General features: G+C 71.9%; 12 protein-coding genes and 1 other RNA gene. 5 read left to right on the forward strand and 8 right to left on the reverse strand.

Features of this window, described 5'->3' with window-relative positions; translation table 11 throughout:
* The first annotated feature begins 82 nt into the window (after nucleotides 1-82).
* Nucleotides 83-1,066 (forward strand): SCO2278 family lipoprotein, encoded by a 984-nt coding sequence (locus F603_RS0110610; protein ID WP_019545991.1) that lies wholly within the window; start codon nucleotides 83-85, stop codon nucleotides 1,064-1,066.
* Between the two features lie 6 nt (nucleotides 1,067-1,072).
* Here F603_RS0110610 and F603_RS0110615 read toward each other — a convergent pair whose 3' ends face one another.
* A complete protein-coding gene (locus F603_RS0110615) occupies nucleotides 1,073-1,807 on the reverse strand; it encodes a bifunctional DNA primase/polymerase (RefSeq protein ID WP_019545992.1) in 735 nt (244 codons plus the stop codon).
* Between the two features lie 477 nt (nucleotides 1,808-2,284).
* Between F603_RS0110615 and ddaH the strand changes: the two genes are divergently transcribed.
* Entirely contained in the window at nucleotides 2,285-3,094 is an 810-nt protein-coding gene (gene ddaH / locus F603_RS0110620; protein WP_342665921.1) for a dimethylargininase, read from the forward strand.
* A 34-nt stretch (nucleotides 3,095-3,128) separates the two neighbouring features.
* Here the strand turns inward: ddaH and F603_RS0110625 are convergent, their stop codons facing one another.
* Genes F603_RS0110625 through F603_RS0110635 form a run of 3 tightly spaced genes read right to left on the reverse strand, consistent with a single transcriptional unit; the run spans nucleotide 3,129 to nucleotide 6,817 of the window.
* A complete protein-coding gene (locus F603_RS0110625) occupies nucleotides 3,129-4,124 on the reverse strand; it encodes a small ribosomal subunit Rsm22 family protein (protein WP_019545994.1) in 996 nt (331 codons plus the stop codon).
* A gap of 54 nt (nucleotides 4,125-4,178) precedes the next feature.
* Nucleotides 4,179-5,354: a serine hydrolase domain-containing protein gene (locus F603_RS0110630; RefSeq protein ID WP_019545995.1), complete on the reverse strand. Its 1,176-nt coding sequence runs from the start codon at nucleotides 5,352-5,354 to the stop codon at nucleotides 4,179-4,181.
* Nucleotides 5,327-6,817, reverse strand: a complete 1,491-nt coding sequence (locus F603_RS0110635) for a multidrug effflux MFS transporter (RefSeq protein ID WP_019545996.1) — start codon at nucleotides 6,815-6,817, stop codon at nucleotides 5,327-5,329. Before F603_RS0110635 ends, F603_RS0110630 begins: the two co-directional genes overlap by 28 nt.
* 268 nt (nucleotides 6,818-7,085) lie before the next feature.
* Here F603_RS0110635 and F603_RS0110640 point away from each other — a divergent pair, with 268 nt between their 5' ends.
* Complete coding sequence (locus F603_RS0110640; RefSeq protein ID WP_019545997.1) at nucleotides 7,086-8,276, forward strand: lactate 2-monooxygenase; 1,191 nt, start codon at nucleotides 7,086-7,088, stop codon at nucleotides 8,274-8,276.
* Nucleotides 8,277-8,298: 22 nt separating this feature from the next.
* Here F603_RS0110640 and F603_RS0110645 read toward each other — a convergent pair whose 3' ends face one another.
* Genes F603_RS0110645 through F603_RS0110655 form a run of 3 tightly spaced genes read right to left on the reverse strand, consistent with a single transcriptional unit; the run spans nucleotide 8,299 to nucleotide 9,757 of the window.
* On the reverse strand, nucleotides 8,299-8,751 hold the full coding sequence (locus F603_RS0110645) for a hypothetical protein (protein ID WP_019545998.1): 453 nt from the start codon (nucleotides 8,749-8,751) through the stop codon (nucleotides 8,299-8,301).
* A complete protein-coding gene (locus F603_RS0110650; RefSeq protein WP_019545999.1) occupies nucleotides 8,748-9,050 on the reverse strand; it encodes a hypothetical protein in 303 nt (100 codons plus the stop codon). Before F603_RS0110650 ends, F603_RS0110645 begins: the two co-directional genes overlap by 4 nt.
* Before the next feature lie 26 nt (nucleotides 9,051-9,076).
* Nucleotides 9,077-9,757 (reverse strand): DJ-1/PfpI family protein, encoded by a 681-nt coding sequence (locus F603_RS0110655; protein WP_019546000.1) that lies wholly within the window; start codon nucleotides 9,755-9,757, stop codon nucleotides 9,077-9,079.
* Between the two features lie 223 nt (nucleotides 9,758-9,980).
* On the opposite strand from F603_RS0110655, the gene F603_RS0110660 reads away from it, so the two are divergent.
* Entirely contained in the window at nucleotides 9,981-10,919 is a 939-nt protein-coding gene (locus F603_RS0110660; RefSeq protein WP_019546001.1) for a GlxA family transcriptional regulator, read from the forward strand.
* A 60-nt stretch (nucleotides 10,920-10,979) separates the two neighbouring features.
* Nucleotides 10,980-11,391: RNase P RNA component class A (rnpB, locus tag F603_RS33460), an RNA gene on the forward strand.
* A 1,348-nt stretch (nucleotides 11,392-12,739) separates the two neighbouring features.
* On the opposite strand, the gene F603_RS0110680 is transcribed toward rnpB, so the two are convergent.
* Nucleotides 12,740-13,873, reverse strand: coding sequence for an RHS repeat-associated core domain-containing protein (locus tag F603_RS0110680; RefSeq protein ID WP_019546005.1), 1,134 nt, complete (start codon nucleotides 13,871-13,873; stop codon nucleotides 12,740-12,742).
* Between the last annotated feature and the right edge of the window lie 375 nt (nucleotides 13,874-14,248).

Consider the following 14,248-nt stretch of genomic DNA (forward strand, 5'->3'; position numbering starts at 1 on the left):
GGTGGCAGGCGGCACTTCGCCTGCTGACGGTAAGGTCTGCTTGCCGAAGCTGCGGGGAACAGCGGGGAGGAAGAGGACGACGATGGGTGCGCTGAAGCGGTACCGGGGCGTACAGGGGGCGACGGTGGCCGCCCTGCTCGCCGCCGCCCTGTCGGGATGCGTGACGGTGCACGGCGAGACGGCGACGGTTCCGGCGGCCGACCGCGCCGAGGCGAAGAAGGCCCTGGCGAAGTTCACCGCGGCGAACAACCGCGCCAACTCCCGCCTCGACACCGGCCTCAACGCCACGATAGAGACCGGCGCCCTCGGCGCCATCGACCAGGCGGGCCTGCGCGCCCGCAAGGGAGCGGGCCAGGACCGCTCGGACGCGTACAAGCCGCTCCGGCTCACCGACGCGCGCTTCCTCATCCCCGAACAGGCGGGCTGGCCCAAGTTCTTCGTCGCCGACACCAAGAGCAACCGGCAGGACGACACCCGCTGGCTCTTCGTCTTCCAGCGCAACAGCCACGGCGGCCCCTGGAAGGCGTCCTACCTCGCCGTCGTCGCCGACAAGCAACTGCCGCGGTTCGCGCGCGACGCCGACGGCCGCGCCAAGGCCGTCGCCCCCGGAGGCACGGGACTCGCCACCGACCCGGCGAAGCTCGGCAAGACCTACACCCGCTACCTGGAGGACGGCTCGGGCGACCTCTTCGCCCCGGGACCCTTCACCGACCGGACGCGGACCGAGCGCGACAAGCAGCTCAAGGAGACGAACGTACGCAACGAGTACGTCGACCAACCCGCCGTCGCCCCGCAGTACCCCACCTTCGGCCTGCGCACCAAGGACGGCGGCGCCCTCGTCTTCTTCGCGACGCACCACCACCACAAGCAGACGCTCCCCCGCGGCTACACCCCGCAGATCAAGGACCCGCTCGTCAAAGCCCTGTTGACGGGGAAGCCCCAGCAGTCGGTGACGTTCCAGCGCATGGCGCAGCAGGCGGTGCAGGTGCCGGCGGCCGACGACACCGAGGGCGAGGTCGAGTTCCTCAGCCGCATCCAGGGGCTGACCAAAGCCAAAGGGGAGTGAGCCTGCTCACCGCACGGGCCAGGCGGCCGTCTCCTCGACCGAGTGCGCGGCGCAGGCGTCGGTGAGCGCCTCCAGCAGCGTCAACGGCTCGGGCAGCGCCCCGCCGGGCTCGGGCTCGCGCAGCCAGCGGACCTCGTTGTCCGCCTCGTCCGCGTGCGCGGTCGCGAGCTTCGCCGGCGGCAGGAGGACGTAGCTTCCCCTGGTGTGCCAACGCAGGCCCGGGTGCTCTTCCTTGGTCTCGGGGTGGCAGTCGAGTTCGCAGGGCCACCACTCGTCCTCGTCCTCGGGGGTGCGGGTGGCGGTGAAGAAGAGCATCCGCTCCCCTCCCGAGAGCGCGACGGGGCCGAGCGCGACGCCCTCCCGCTCCAGCCGACGCAGCGCGGCGCGGCCCGCCTCGACCGGGACGTCGAGCACGTCGTGGACGCGGCCCGTGGGGGTGACGAAGTTGGCGAGCGGCTCCTGAGCCGCCCAACGCTCCACCCGTCCCGCGTCGGCGGTCGCCTGCGTCTGCCACCCGAAGGAGACGGGGTGCCGGCCCGGCGTCGGACAGCCGATCCGCACGCAGCTACAGCCGTACCCCTCGGGATGGGCCGCGAGAGCGAGGGGGAACCCGGACGCTGCGGCGCCGAGGAGGAGGCGCGTCCGCTCCCTCGCCTCGTCGGCCGCGGCGTCCTCGCGGCCGTGCTTCCCCGCGCGCACCCTGCGGCGCATCCACTGCCCGAACCTGCTGTGACTCTCCATCTACCGCCTCACTCCGCGACCGGGACCCGGGATTTACGAGGGTACGCAGGCTGGCGCAGGCGCACCGAGAAATCCGCAGATCACCGAAGACCCGCCGCTATCCTCCCTCTTCGCCGGACGGCGACCCGAGGGGGGTGCACACACCGACTGCCGGGCGCCCGCGGCCGGCAACCGCAGACTTTTGGGAGGGAACGCGGCCCCGACCGCAAAACTTCCCGGACGGCCGCGTCCGCTCCGACGTCCGTGCGACGGCGCCGTGTTCCGCGTCGGGCTCACCGTTTTCCGCAACTCCGCGTCCGTATCTCGGCGAACCCGGCGCGCCCGGAGGGTGGTCTGACGCAGGATGTCCCCGTCCGGTGCACTCACCAGCGAGGAGGCTTGCGCTTGTCCACCCCGTCGTCTTCCGCTTCGCTCACGTCGTCGCCCACCCCCGCGACGTCCCTCACCCCCTTCCCGGCTCCCGCGCCTTCGCCCGAACTGATCAGGGGGTACTCACCACGGCGCTATCTGATGTGCCCGCCCGAGCACTTCCGCGTCGCCTACGCCATCAACCCGTGGATGGACCCGGGCAAACCCGTGGACACCGCGCTTGCGGTGGCGCAGTGGGAGGCGCTGCGGGAGCGCTACCGTGCGCTCGGCCACACCGTCGACGAGCTCGCCCCGCGGCGCGAACTGCCCGACATGGTCTTCGCCGCCAACGGCGCGACGGTGCTCGGCGGTCGCGTGCTCGGGGCGCGCTTCGCGCACCGGGAGCGCGCGGAAGAGGCGGACGCGCACCACGACTGGTACACCACGCACGGCTTCACCGAAGTGCGCCCGGCGGAGCACACCAACGAGGGGGAGGGCGACTTCACGCCCACCGCCTCCTGGCTCCTCGCCGCCCGCGGCTTCCGCAGCGACCCGCTCGCGGTGCAGGAGGCGCAGGAGTACTTCGGCCGCCCGGCGATCGGCCTCCACCTCGTCGACCCGGCCTTCTACCATCTCGACACCGCGCTCTGCGTCCTCGCGGGCGACGAGATCATGTACTACCCCGGCGCCTTCTCACCCGGCAGCCGCGCCGTCCTGCGGCGGCTCTTCCCCGACGCCCTCCTCGCCACGGCCGAGGACGCCCGCGCCTTCGGTCTCAACGCCGTGAGCGACGGCCACCACGTCCTCCTCCCCCAGGAGGCGTCAGGACTCGTCGAACCGCTGCGCCTGCGCGGCTACGAGCCCGTCCCCGTGCACCTCTCCGAGCTGCTCAAGGGCGGCGGCAGCGTGAAGTGCTGCACCGCCGAGATCAGGGGGTGAACTCCGGTGCCGGGCCCCGCGGTGGGGGCCCGGCTCACCGGTACGGCCAGGCGTCGCCCCAGGAGGCGCGGCGCGCGGCCCGGTAGGCGTCGCCGTGGCGCTTGGTCACCGTGGTGCGGCGCGCCCCGTCCTCCGGCGTGCACAGGTCGAGGAGGACCTGGCCCTTGGGGAACTGCGGGCGGCGGATGATCCGAGCCGGTCCCGGCTCCTCGGCGAGCTCCGGGACGACGGCGGCGACGTAGCTGAACTTTTCGTCCTCGTAGGGCAGTTCGCCCCCCTTGACCCGCCGGTGGATCGAAGAACGGGGCACGCGGACGCCGAAGTGGCACCAGTCCTCGCCCGGGACGAGCGGACAGCGGCCGCTGTGCGGACACGGGGCCACCACCCGCAGCCCGGCCGCGACGAGCCGGTCGCGGGCATCGATGATCCGCAGGTAGCCGTCGGGCGTGCCCGGCTCGACGAGGACGACGGCGCGGCCGGCGCCGGCCGCGGCATCCACCACGGCCGCGCGGTCACCGTCGGACAACTCCCCGAGCACGTACGAGACGGTGACGAGCTGCGCGTCCGGCAGCCGCTCCCCCGGCACCTCGCCCCGGCGCCACTCGGCACCCCGCACGGCACCCGAGCGGGAGTCCGCGGCGAGCCGGCCGCCCAACTCCAGCGCGGGCCCGGCCCAGTCGAGCACCCGCGTGGAGCGCGGCTCCGGCGTCCCCGAGGACTCGCCCCAGACCGCGGCGGCGCCCCATACGGCCGCGCCCGTGCCCCCGCCGACGTCGAGGTGGTCGGCCGGCACCCAGCCGGGGACCCGCGCCGCCAGCTCCCCGAGCGCCGCGGCGACGGCCCCGAACGTCGCCGGCATCCGGTACGCGGCGTAGGCGGCGGCGTCGGCGGCGTCCCGTAGCAGCGGCGTGCCCGAGCGGGTGCGTCCCCTGTAGTGGGACATGAGCCGCTCGACGGCGCCCGCCGCCTGCCGCGGCGAGAGCCCGTCGAGCTGTGCGGCGAGCGCGGCGCGGAGTTCTTCCTCGATCACCGGAGCATCGTAGTCAGCGCCGCATGCGCCGCCCGCGCCCGCCCGGCGTACGCCTCACGACCGGACCGCGCGCGCCAGCAGCGTCCCCAGTCGGGCGCGCGGGGCGCTGTCGGGGCCGCGTCGGACGGGATGGACGGTGTTGGCGAGGACGACGAGGAAGGTGTCGGTCTCCGGGTCGAGGACGGCGCTCGTCCCCGTGAACCCGGTGTGCCCCGCGGCACGCCCCCCGCTGAGCGGGCCCGCCAACTCGCCCATGAACCACGGCTGGTCGATGCGGAACCCCAGCCCGGGCGGCGCCAGTAGCTGCGCCACGGAGGAGGGCGCGAGGATACGCGCCGCACCGTACGCGCCTCCGCTCAGCAGCGTCCGGCACACGACCGCGACGTCGCACGCGCCGGCGAAGAGCCCGGCGTGCCCGGCGACGCCACCGAGCGCGTGCGCGTTCTCGTCGTGGACCACGCCGTGCAGCAGGCCGCGGTCGACCTTGGCCCACGGGCGGCGCTGGTCCTCGGTCGCGGCGATGCGGCGCCGCAGGGTGCGCGGCGGGCGGAAGCGGGTGTCGGTGAGGCCGAGCGGCCGCGTGATGCCGTCGGCGACGAGGGCGTCGAGCGTGCGCGATGTCACAGAGGCGAGGACCTCCTGGGCGAGGAGGAGGTTGAGGTCGGAGTAGCGGTACGGGGCGGTGCCCGGCTGCTCCAGCGGCGCCTCGTCCCGGACGCGGCTGCGGCGGCGCTGGGGAGGCAGGTCGTAAAGCGGGAGTTCGGGGCGCAGGCCCGAGGTGTGGGTGAGGAGGTGCCGCAGCGTGGCACCGCATGCGGCGGCCGAGCCGTCGGCGGGGGACGGGGTCGAGGCGTCGAGGTAGGCGGCGATGGGCGCGTCGAGGTCGAGGGTTCCCCGCTCCTGCTGCTGGAGCACGGCGATCGCCGTGTACAGCTTGGTGAGCGAGGCGAGGTCGAAGACGGTGTCCGTACGCATCGGGAGCCGGCGCCCCGCCGGCAGCTCGACGCCCCGCCCCGCCTCCGGGTCCCACGCGGAGTACCGCAGCGCCCACCCCGCGGCGTGCTCCAGCGCGACGTACTGCCCGCGCCCCGCCACGACGACGACCCCGGGGGCCCAGTCCCCCGCGAGCCCCTCCGCCTCCTCGGCGAGCGCCGCGAGGACGGTGCCGTTGAGCCCCGCGCGCTCCGGTGCGCTCGCCCGCCTCAGCCGCGCGTACGCCACGGCCTGCACAGTCCGAGGAAGGCCGCGGCGGCCACCCCGAGCGACGAGAGCTGCACCAGCGCCATCGGCAGCGCCGTCTCCTCCCCCGCGACGCCGACGAGCGGCGAGACGCAGGCGCCGACGAGGAACTGAGCCGTACCGAGCAGCGCGGACGCAGAACCCGCGGCGTGCGGCGTGCGCATCAGGCCCTGCGAGTTGGCGTTCGGCATCACCAGCCCCATGCCCGACATCAGCACGCACAGGCCCACGGCGAGCGGCACGAGACCGACCGTCCCGAAGACCCCCGAGACCATCACCAGCAGCCCGATCGCCGCGCACCCCGTGAGGCAGAGCCCGAAGGCGAGCACCCGGTCGAGCGGCACCCGCCCGACGAGGAGCCGCCCGTTGATCTGCCCGAAGAGGATCAGCCCGACGGAGTTCCCCATGAACAGGAGGCTGAACGTCTGCGGCGAAGCGCCGTAGATCTCCTGCACGACGAAGGGCGAGGCCGAGACGTACGAGAAGAGCGCGCCGAAGGCGAAGCTCCCGGCGAGGAGGTAGCCGGAGAAGACGCGGTCGGCGAGGAGGGCGCGCATCGTGCGGAGCGCGTCGGCGAGGCCACCGGTATGCCGGGCCGAAGGCGGCAGCGTCTCGGGGAGCCAGCGGAGCACCACGAGGACGAGCGCGAACCCGACCGCGGTGAGGACGACGAAGATCCCGCGCCAGTCGGTGACGCGGAGCACCTGCCCGCCGAGCACGGGGGCGAGGATCGGCGCGACCCCGGAGATGAGCATGAGGGTCGAGAAGAACCGCGCCATCGACAGGCCGTCGAAGGTGTCGCGGACGACGGCGCGCGCGATGACGATGCCCGCGGCGCCGCTCAGCCCCTGGAGCAGCCGGAACCCGAAGAGGACTTCGACCGTGGGTGCGAAGACGCAGGCGAGCGAGGCGACGACGTACCCCGTCATGCCGATCAGCAGAGGTCTTCGGCGCCCGAACCTGTCGCTCATCGGGCCGACGACGAGCTGCCCCACCGCGAGGCCGATCAGGCAGGCGGTGAGCGTGAGTTGGACCTGCGAGGCGGCAGTGCCGAGCCCGGCGCCGATCTCGGGGAGCGCCGGGAGGTACATGTCCATCGAGAGTGCGGGCAGGGCCGTCAGGCAGCCGAGGACGAAGGTCGCGAGCAGGCCGACCCTGCGCCCGGCACGCTTCGCTCCCCCGGCGCCGCCGCCCGTCGGCTCCTCGTCGCGCACCGGGGCGGCGGCCTCGCCCGTACGGCCCTCTGCCGGCGCGGTGCCGCTCCCGTGCGGTGCCCGCGCGGATATGTACTCCGGCTCGTCCGCCAACGCGCCGCCGGCCGCACCGCGTTGGGCGCCGGGTGGGGGCGTTCCACCCGCCGATGGTTCCCCACCGCCGCGCGCGACGTCCGCCGGCGCGGCGGGGCGGTGCTCGGCGGAGGGCTCGGGGCTGCGGGGCGGGCGGGCGTCGGTCATGCACCTCTCCTGAAGTTTTTACGGCACCGCACAGTCTCCCAGAGTCCGTCGGACACGGCTCGGTCGCTTCCGCCGGGAGGGTGTCCACCGGCCAACACCGTGCGGGGAAGGCGGAATCGGGAGTCGCCGCAGCGCACGGCCGCCTCCCTCCGCCGTCGCAGCCCGCCGAGGGGCGACCGGTGCCCGGCCCGTCCGTACCCGGTAGTAGGTTCGGGTTCGGCGCACGGACGCGGCGCCGTCCACGCAAGGGAGCGAGCGAGGAGCCGAGTTGAGCGAGTCCACAGACCAAGGCGCAGCCGCAGGACCGGGGTTCGGGAACTACCAGAACGAGATCTACCTCAACGGCCTCGTCGGCGAGGTCCCGCCCTTCACCACCGACCTCACCGCGCTCGGCGCCTCCGCCTCCACCCGACTCGACAGCGGCGCCTACGGCTACCTCGCGGGCTCCGCCGGCTCGGGCGCCACCCACCGCGCCAACCGCGCCGCCTTCGAGCGCCGCCGGCTCGTTCCCCACATGCTCGCCGACGCCGGCGACCGTGACCTGTCGACCACCGTCCTCGGAACCCGCGTACCGGCGCCCGTGCTGCTCGCGCCGCTCGGCGTCCAGTCGATCATCCACCCGCAGGGCGAACTCGCCACCGCACGGGCCGCGTCGGCGCTCGGCGTGCCCGTGGTGCTCTCCACGCACTCCTCCCACACCCTGGAGGAGGTCGCCGAGGCGGACGGCGAGGGCCGGCGCTGGTTCCAGCTCTACTGGCCCAACGACGACGACGTCTGCGCCAGCATCCTCCAACGTGCTGCCGCCTCCGGCTACTCCGCGCTCGTCGTCACGCTCGACACCTGGACGCTCGCCTGGCGCCCGCAGGACCTCGACCAGTCCTACCTCCCGTTCCTCCGCGGCGTCGGGACGGCGATCCCCTTCTCCGACCCGGCGTTCCGCGCGCTGCTCGCCGAGCCGCCCGAGGAGAACCCCGAGGCGGCGGTGCTCACCTGGGTGTCGATGTTCACCGGCCGCGACCGCTCCTGGGACCGGCTGCCCTTCCTCCGCGAGCACTGGGACGGGCCGATCGTCCTCAAGGGCGTCCTGCACCCGGACGACGCGCGCCGTGCCGTCGACGCGGGGATGGACGGCGTCGTCGTCTCCAACCACGGCGGGCGCCAAGTCGACGGCGCCGTCGCCGCGTTGGACGCGCTGCCCGAGGTCGTCCGCGCCGTCGGCGACCGCACCGAAGTGCTCTTCGACTCCGGCGTGCGCACCGGCTCCGACGTCCTCAAGGCGCTCGCGCTCGGCGCCCGCGCGGTCCTCTACGGCCGCCCCTACGCGTACGGCCTCGCACACGCGGGCGAGGACGGCGTCCGCCACGTGCTCCGCAGCCTCCTCGCCGACCTCGACCTCACCCTGGGCCTCTCCGGCCACCGCACCCCGCGCGAGCTGACGCCCTCCGACCTGTGGTGCTGACGCCGGTGGACCGCGCCGGTGTTCAGGCCCCGGTCGTCGACCCGGGCCTGACGATCATGAGCACGGTGACGGCCGCCCACACCAGGTTGAACACCCCGGTGAGCATCGCGAGCCGGCCGGCGCCCACCGCCCGTCCGCCCTCCTCCGCCGCGGCGAGAGCCGCCGACTGCTGCGGCAGCACCGCGGCGCCGAGGAGCACGGCGGCCACCGCGGTGAGCGCGATCGAGGCGAGCAGCCACGGGTCGCCCAGCACCCCCATCTGCCGTGCCGTCGCGAGGCCGAAGACCGGCACCGAGACGCCGACCACCGCGTAGACGCGGCATATCCGGTGCAGCAGCCGCAGGCCCGGCACCGCGTCCCCCTCCGGCTGCGTGCCGCGGCGCAGCACGGCGGGGAACATGCTCGCCGCAACCGCGACGGGCCCGACGGCGAGGACGGCCGCGACGACGTGGACCGAGAGGAGCAGCTTCGTCACGGCGCCTCCCTGCGGCGGCCGGCGACCCTGGAGGCCGGCAGGCGGCCCGCCCTGGAGGTGCCGCTCAACTCGTCACCGTCGACGCGGAGTGCGAAGACCAGGTCGAGCCGCATCGGCTTGCGGATCGACTGCCGCCAGGTGATCCGCTCCCCGTCCACAGCGAGGTCCCGCAGCGGCACCTCCTCGCCCGCGCCGTACGCGACTCCTCTCAACTCCCCTCCCACGGTGCGCAGTTCGACGACCGCCTCGATGCTGCCGATCGGCGTGGCGATCGTCAGGTCCCAGGTTCCCTCGTACACGTCTCCTCCTCCCGGCATCCGGCTGCTCACCAGGCCGCCGGCTCGACGCCGCGGTCCCGCCACACCACACCCCGGCGCTCGTACGCGAAGAGCTCCTCCACCGCGTGGGCCACCTTCGGCCCGACCTCCCGGTCGAGCAGGTGGAGGGCGAGGTCGAGCCCGGAGGTGACGCCGGCCGCGGTGACGACATCGCCGTCGTCGACGACCCGCGCGTCCACCGCGCGCGCCCCCGTCGCAGCGAGGAGTTCGCGTCCGAGGTGGTGCGTCGTCGCGGGCCGCCCCTCCAGCAGGCCGGCGAGCGCGAGGACGAGGGAGCCGCCGCAGACACTGGAGACGAGCACGTCCTCGCGCGCCACCGCCTCGCCGAGCAGCCCGGGGAGCCCGGTCCGCAACGTCCGGCCGATCAGCTCGGGGACCGACGCCCCCTCGGCCGACTCGGCGCCCCCGTCCGGCACTTCGCCCGGATCGCCTATCCGGCCCGAAGCACCGGGCACGACGAGGAGACCGGCACGACCGGGATCGAGCGCCGCCTCGGCGTCGAGCGCGAAGGCACCCGTTCCGCTCGGCACCCTGCGGGGCCCCTCCGCCGACACCAGCTCCACCGTCACGGCGCCGCCCGCGGCGATCGCGCCGCCCTGGAAGACCTCGTACGGGGCGACGACGTCCAGGGGATCGAAGCCGTCGAAGAGAACAATCTGGACATGCACGCGGGTTCGCTCCTTGCCGCAGGGATGGGGAGACGCCCACCGGCCGCAAGCACCGAGGGCGCCACCGACGCTAGTCCGACGGCAGCCCCGCCCCCAGTGGCGTTGACGACAGCCTCCAACGGAAAAACGACAGCGCCCCGTAACCGCCCTGACCAGCAAAGCCCTCCTCGCGGCGGACTCCGCGCAAGCTCGCACTTTTGCCAGCGGCAGCTACCTTGGCCCCGTGCACACCATCGCCGTCCTCGCCCTCGACCACGTCATACCGTTCGACCTCGGCACCCCCATCGAGGTCTTCACCCGCACCCGCCTCCCCGACGGGCGCCCCGGCTACCGCCTCCGCGTCTGCGCCGAGCACCCCGACATCGACGCCGGCGCCTTCGCGCTCCGCGCGCCCTGGGGCCTCGACGCCGTCCGCACCGCCGACACCGTCATCGTCCCCGGCACGGCGGAGCCCTTGGCCCCGCTTCCGCCCGCCGTCGCCGAGACGCTCCGCACCGCGGCCGGGGACGGCAGCCGCATCGCCTCCATCTGCTCCGGCACCTTTCAACTCGCCGCCGCCGGCCTCCTCGACGGCCTCCGCGCCACGACCCACTGGGCCGCCGCCGACCACCTCGCCGCCCTCCACCCGTCGGTCGACGTCGACCCCGACGTCCTCTACGTCGACAACGGGCAGATCCTCACCTCCGCGGGTGCAGCCGCCGGACTCGACCTCTGCCTCCACATGATCCGCAGCGACTACGGCTCCGCAGTCGCGGCCGACGCCGCACGGCTCTCCGTCATGCCGCTCGAACGCGAGGGCGGGCAGGCGCAGTTCATCGTCCAGCCGCACCCCGCCACCCCGCGCGGCTCGCTCCTCGAACCGCTCCTCGCCTGGCTCCAGGAGAACCTCTCGAGCGACCTCACCCTCGACGACCTCGCCGCCCACGCGGGAACGAGCACCCGCACCCTGATCCGCCGCTTCCGCGACCAGACGGGCACCACCCCGCTCCAGTGGCTCCACCGCGCCCGCATCCGCCAGGCCCAGCACCTGCTGGAGACCACCGACCATCCCGTCGAGCGCATAGGCACCCAGGTCGGCTTCGGCTCGGCCACCGCGTTCCGCGACCGCTTCCGCCGCGTCACGGGCGTCAGCCCGCAGGCGTACCGCCGCACCTTCAGCTAAGGCTCGGGGCACCCGGGACGACGACCCCCGCGCCGCGGGTACCATGGCCGGCACGGCGGACGAGCCGGCCGGGCGGTCGCGTCGGACCCACCTCGCGTGGGCCCGCCGAGGAACGTCCGGGCTCCACAGGGCAGGATGGTGGGTAACGCCCACCCGGGGTGACCCGCGGGAAAGTGCCACAGAAAACAGACCGCCGGGGCCGTACCCGTACGGCACCCGGTAAGGGTGAAACGGTGGTGTAAGAGACCACCAGCGCCCAGGGCAACCTGGGCGGCTAGGTAAACCCCATCCGGAGCAAGGTCAAGAGGGGCCGCACACGCGACCCTGCGTGGATGCACGAGGGCTGCCCGCCCGAGTCCACGGGTAGACCGCACGAGGCCGGTGGCAACACCGACCCCAGAGGGATGACCGCCTCCCCCGCCACCGCAAGGCGACGGGGAGACAGAACCCGGCGTACAGGCCGACTCGTCCGCCTTCACCTGGGCTTTCTCCCTGGGAAAGGTCCGGCGCTACGCTCAACCACCTTCCTTCGCCCGCCCAGAGATACCGGGCAGGCGGCTCGGTGACCCTAGGGTGTGCCGTAGCCCTGCTGCACGCAGAACCTACGACCTACGCATGACGAGCACGTTCGGGCTCATGCTGCCGAGTGCTGCGGGGTGACCCAGGATGTCGTTTTCCCAGATCAGAACACGTATCCCGGTCCCGCTGTTCGTGCACCGTGGTGCCCCGTCCAAAGGCGTCCGCGCTCCCCTATGAGCGGAGGGTCGTCGTTGAGGGCCGGACTGTGACCCGCAGGTCGGCCGGAGAGCTGCCTTGTAAAGGTCACACAAAACCTATCCGGTGGTCGGCCTCGCCCGGCGTCAGCAACCTGAAGAAGGGCACGTACGAGCCGCGCAAGAATCGGGGGCGCGCCTTCCGGGCGTACACGAACGAATACCCGTGACTCTGGACGCCGGCGCACATGGACGAGTGGTCGGCCAACCTGGCCTCAGGGAAAGGCCTGGCACCTTCAACGGTTCGCGGCTACCAGGGCACGTTGCGACTGTTCTCGGAGTACCTCATCGACCCCCGGTACGACTGGGCGTTGGCCTGCGAGGAAAGGTTCGGGACGTTCCCCGTGGCGATCTGCCACGAGTAGAACACCATCCCGCACCTGCAGGACTACGAAGGCGATCCCGAAGCCCGGCCGTTCACGCGTGAGGGACTGCAGATGTTCTTCGACCACGCGGACGACCAGGTCGAGCGGGCGCTGCGGAACGGGCGAAAGGGGGGCGCTGGCCCCTATCGGAATGCCACCTTGTTCAAGGTCTGAAAAAACTCACTGCACGATACGGCTTCCTGACCCCGCTGGCCGGATACGAGTCACCGTGATCAGAATGAAACACGCACGCTGATCCCGATATCGACGACCTCATTACTTTATGTTTCTGTCTGCGTGAGCTACCTGCGTCGGTACCACAGCCAAATCAGTACAAGCGCGATCCCCGTAATGAGGAATCCCCACGTGTTCACTGCCGAGCTTCGGTCTGCCCACTTGCCAGAAAGCAGAATACTGATCTCAAGCATCGCGGTCAGTTCCGGGACTTATACAGAGTGAGAGGTCCCGTCACAAGAAACAGGATCGCAAAAGGCGTCACTACCGTGAGGCCACGACCATTGGCAATGTCGGAAACAACGAAGACAGCCAGTGAGGCGCCACAGAAGACCTGCAGAATACCGGTGATGCGATATATGCGCTTTGTGGCATCCATGTTTGTTCTCCATCAGAGTGTGCCGGGTGGCGGGGGTGGCTGCGGCCACCCCCACCAGGTAGTGCTGACTTATCGGTTGTAGTTCTCCGATACGTAAGTTCCAGCAGCCGCCCCGATCATGGCGCAGAAGGGCAGGGCAGGCCCGGCCAGGGAACCCCCAACGGGCGCAGAGATGGCCGCTGCTCCGGCTTCACAAACTGCTGAAACTCCTATGCCTGTAAGGAGTCCAGCAAAGTTCGCGTTGGCCAGGTCCATGCTGCCTGTCAGTGCCCCTCCTACGATATTGACAACATTCGCCCCGTTGAAGATCCCGTTCAGGCTGATGGTCCCGTCGGGGTCGATTTGGTTGACGGGGTCGCCGTTGGCGTAGAGGTAGGGGTTGGTTTCCTGGCCCGAGGGGTCGGGTTGGGTGAAGCGGCCGATGCGGGGGTCGTAGTAGCGGGCGCCCATGTGGTACATCGCGGTGGGGTCTTGGTAGGTGCCCGCAAAGCGGTAGGGCTGTTGTGCGCCCTCGGTTTCGGTGGGTTCGGTGACGCCGCGGGGGCTGTAGTAGTACGAGGCCGTCTTGTTACCTGTCTCGTCGACCATGGCGACAGTGGAGCCGAGTGCGTCGGTGAGGTAGTAGTAGCTCTTCCCGCCCCGTGTCATGGAGTTGAGCGTGCCCGGTGCTTCACGGATGAATCCCGTGTCCTCACCGTTGGTGCTGGTGGCGGCCAGGCCGACGGGGCCGTGGTGGAAGAAGGTGTCGCCGACTTTGACGCGTTCGCTGTTGTCGGTGGAGGCGTACTCGGCGTCGTACTTCGTCCCGTTCACGGTGGTCGAGGTGAGTTGGGAGAAGTCCGACCAGGCACTGTTCGTCCTCGTCGTCTCCGGTGTGGAGGCGCCGGCGGTCTCATTCCCCGCCTTGTCGTAGGACCAGCCGGTGGTGTCATCGTTCTTCTGGATCAGTTCGGAGGCGTCGTTGTACTTGTAGGTCGTGCCGCGCGGGCAGCCCTCGGTGATGCCCTGGGAAGTCAGATTCCCCGCGGCGTCGTAGCAGTACTGCCAGGAGTTGTTGGTCGCGCTGCCCTTGGTCTCCTTCGCGAAGGAGAAACGGCCCGCACTGTCATAGGTGTGCGTGCGCTCCAGGCCCTCGACGGCGTCGGTGACGGTGCGGATCTTCGTCCCGTCGGTGGCCTTGCCACCCGCACTAGACCCTTCCAAGACAGCAAAGCAGCAGGTCCGAAGGGCGACTACACGCCAACTGGACAGAACCCGGCGTACAGGCCGACTCGTCCGCCGCTGCCTGCCACCTCCCGGAAAGGGCCTCTGACCTGAACCGGAGGCCCTTCCTCGGCTTTCACGCCCTCGCCGCTTCCTCCGGCTGAAGCTCCTCGGACAGAGCTGAGAGTCCCTGAAAAGTTCCAAGCGGACTCCGCCTCCAGCATCGGTGGGGAGGGGCCTGGCGCTACACCCGTCCGCCCTCCTGCGCCCAGCGAAAGGTCGTCGTTGGGGGCCGGACCGTGACCTGCTGGTCGGCCGGGGACCTGCCTTGTGGGCTGGGCACAAACCGTACCCCGGTGGTCAGCCTTCCCGACG

The organism is Streptomyces sulphureus DSM 40104, from assembly GCF_000381025.1.
Taxonomy (GTDB): Bacteria; Actinomycetota; Actinomycetes; order Streptomycetales; family Streptomycetaceae; genus Streptomyces; species Streptomyces sulphureus.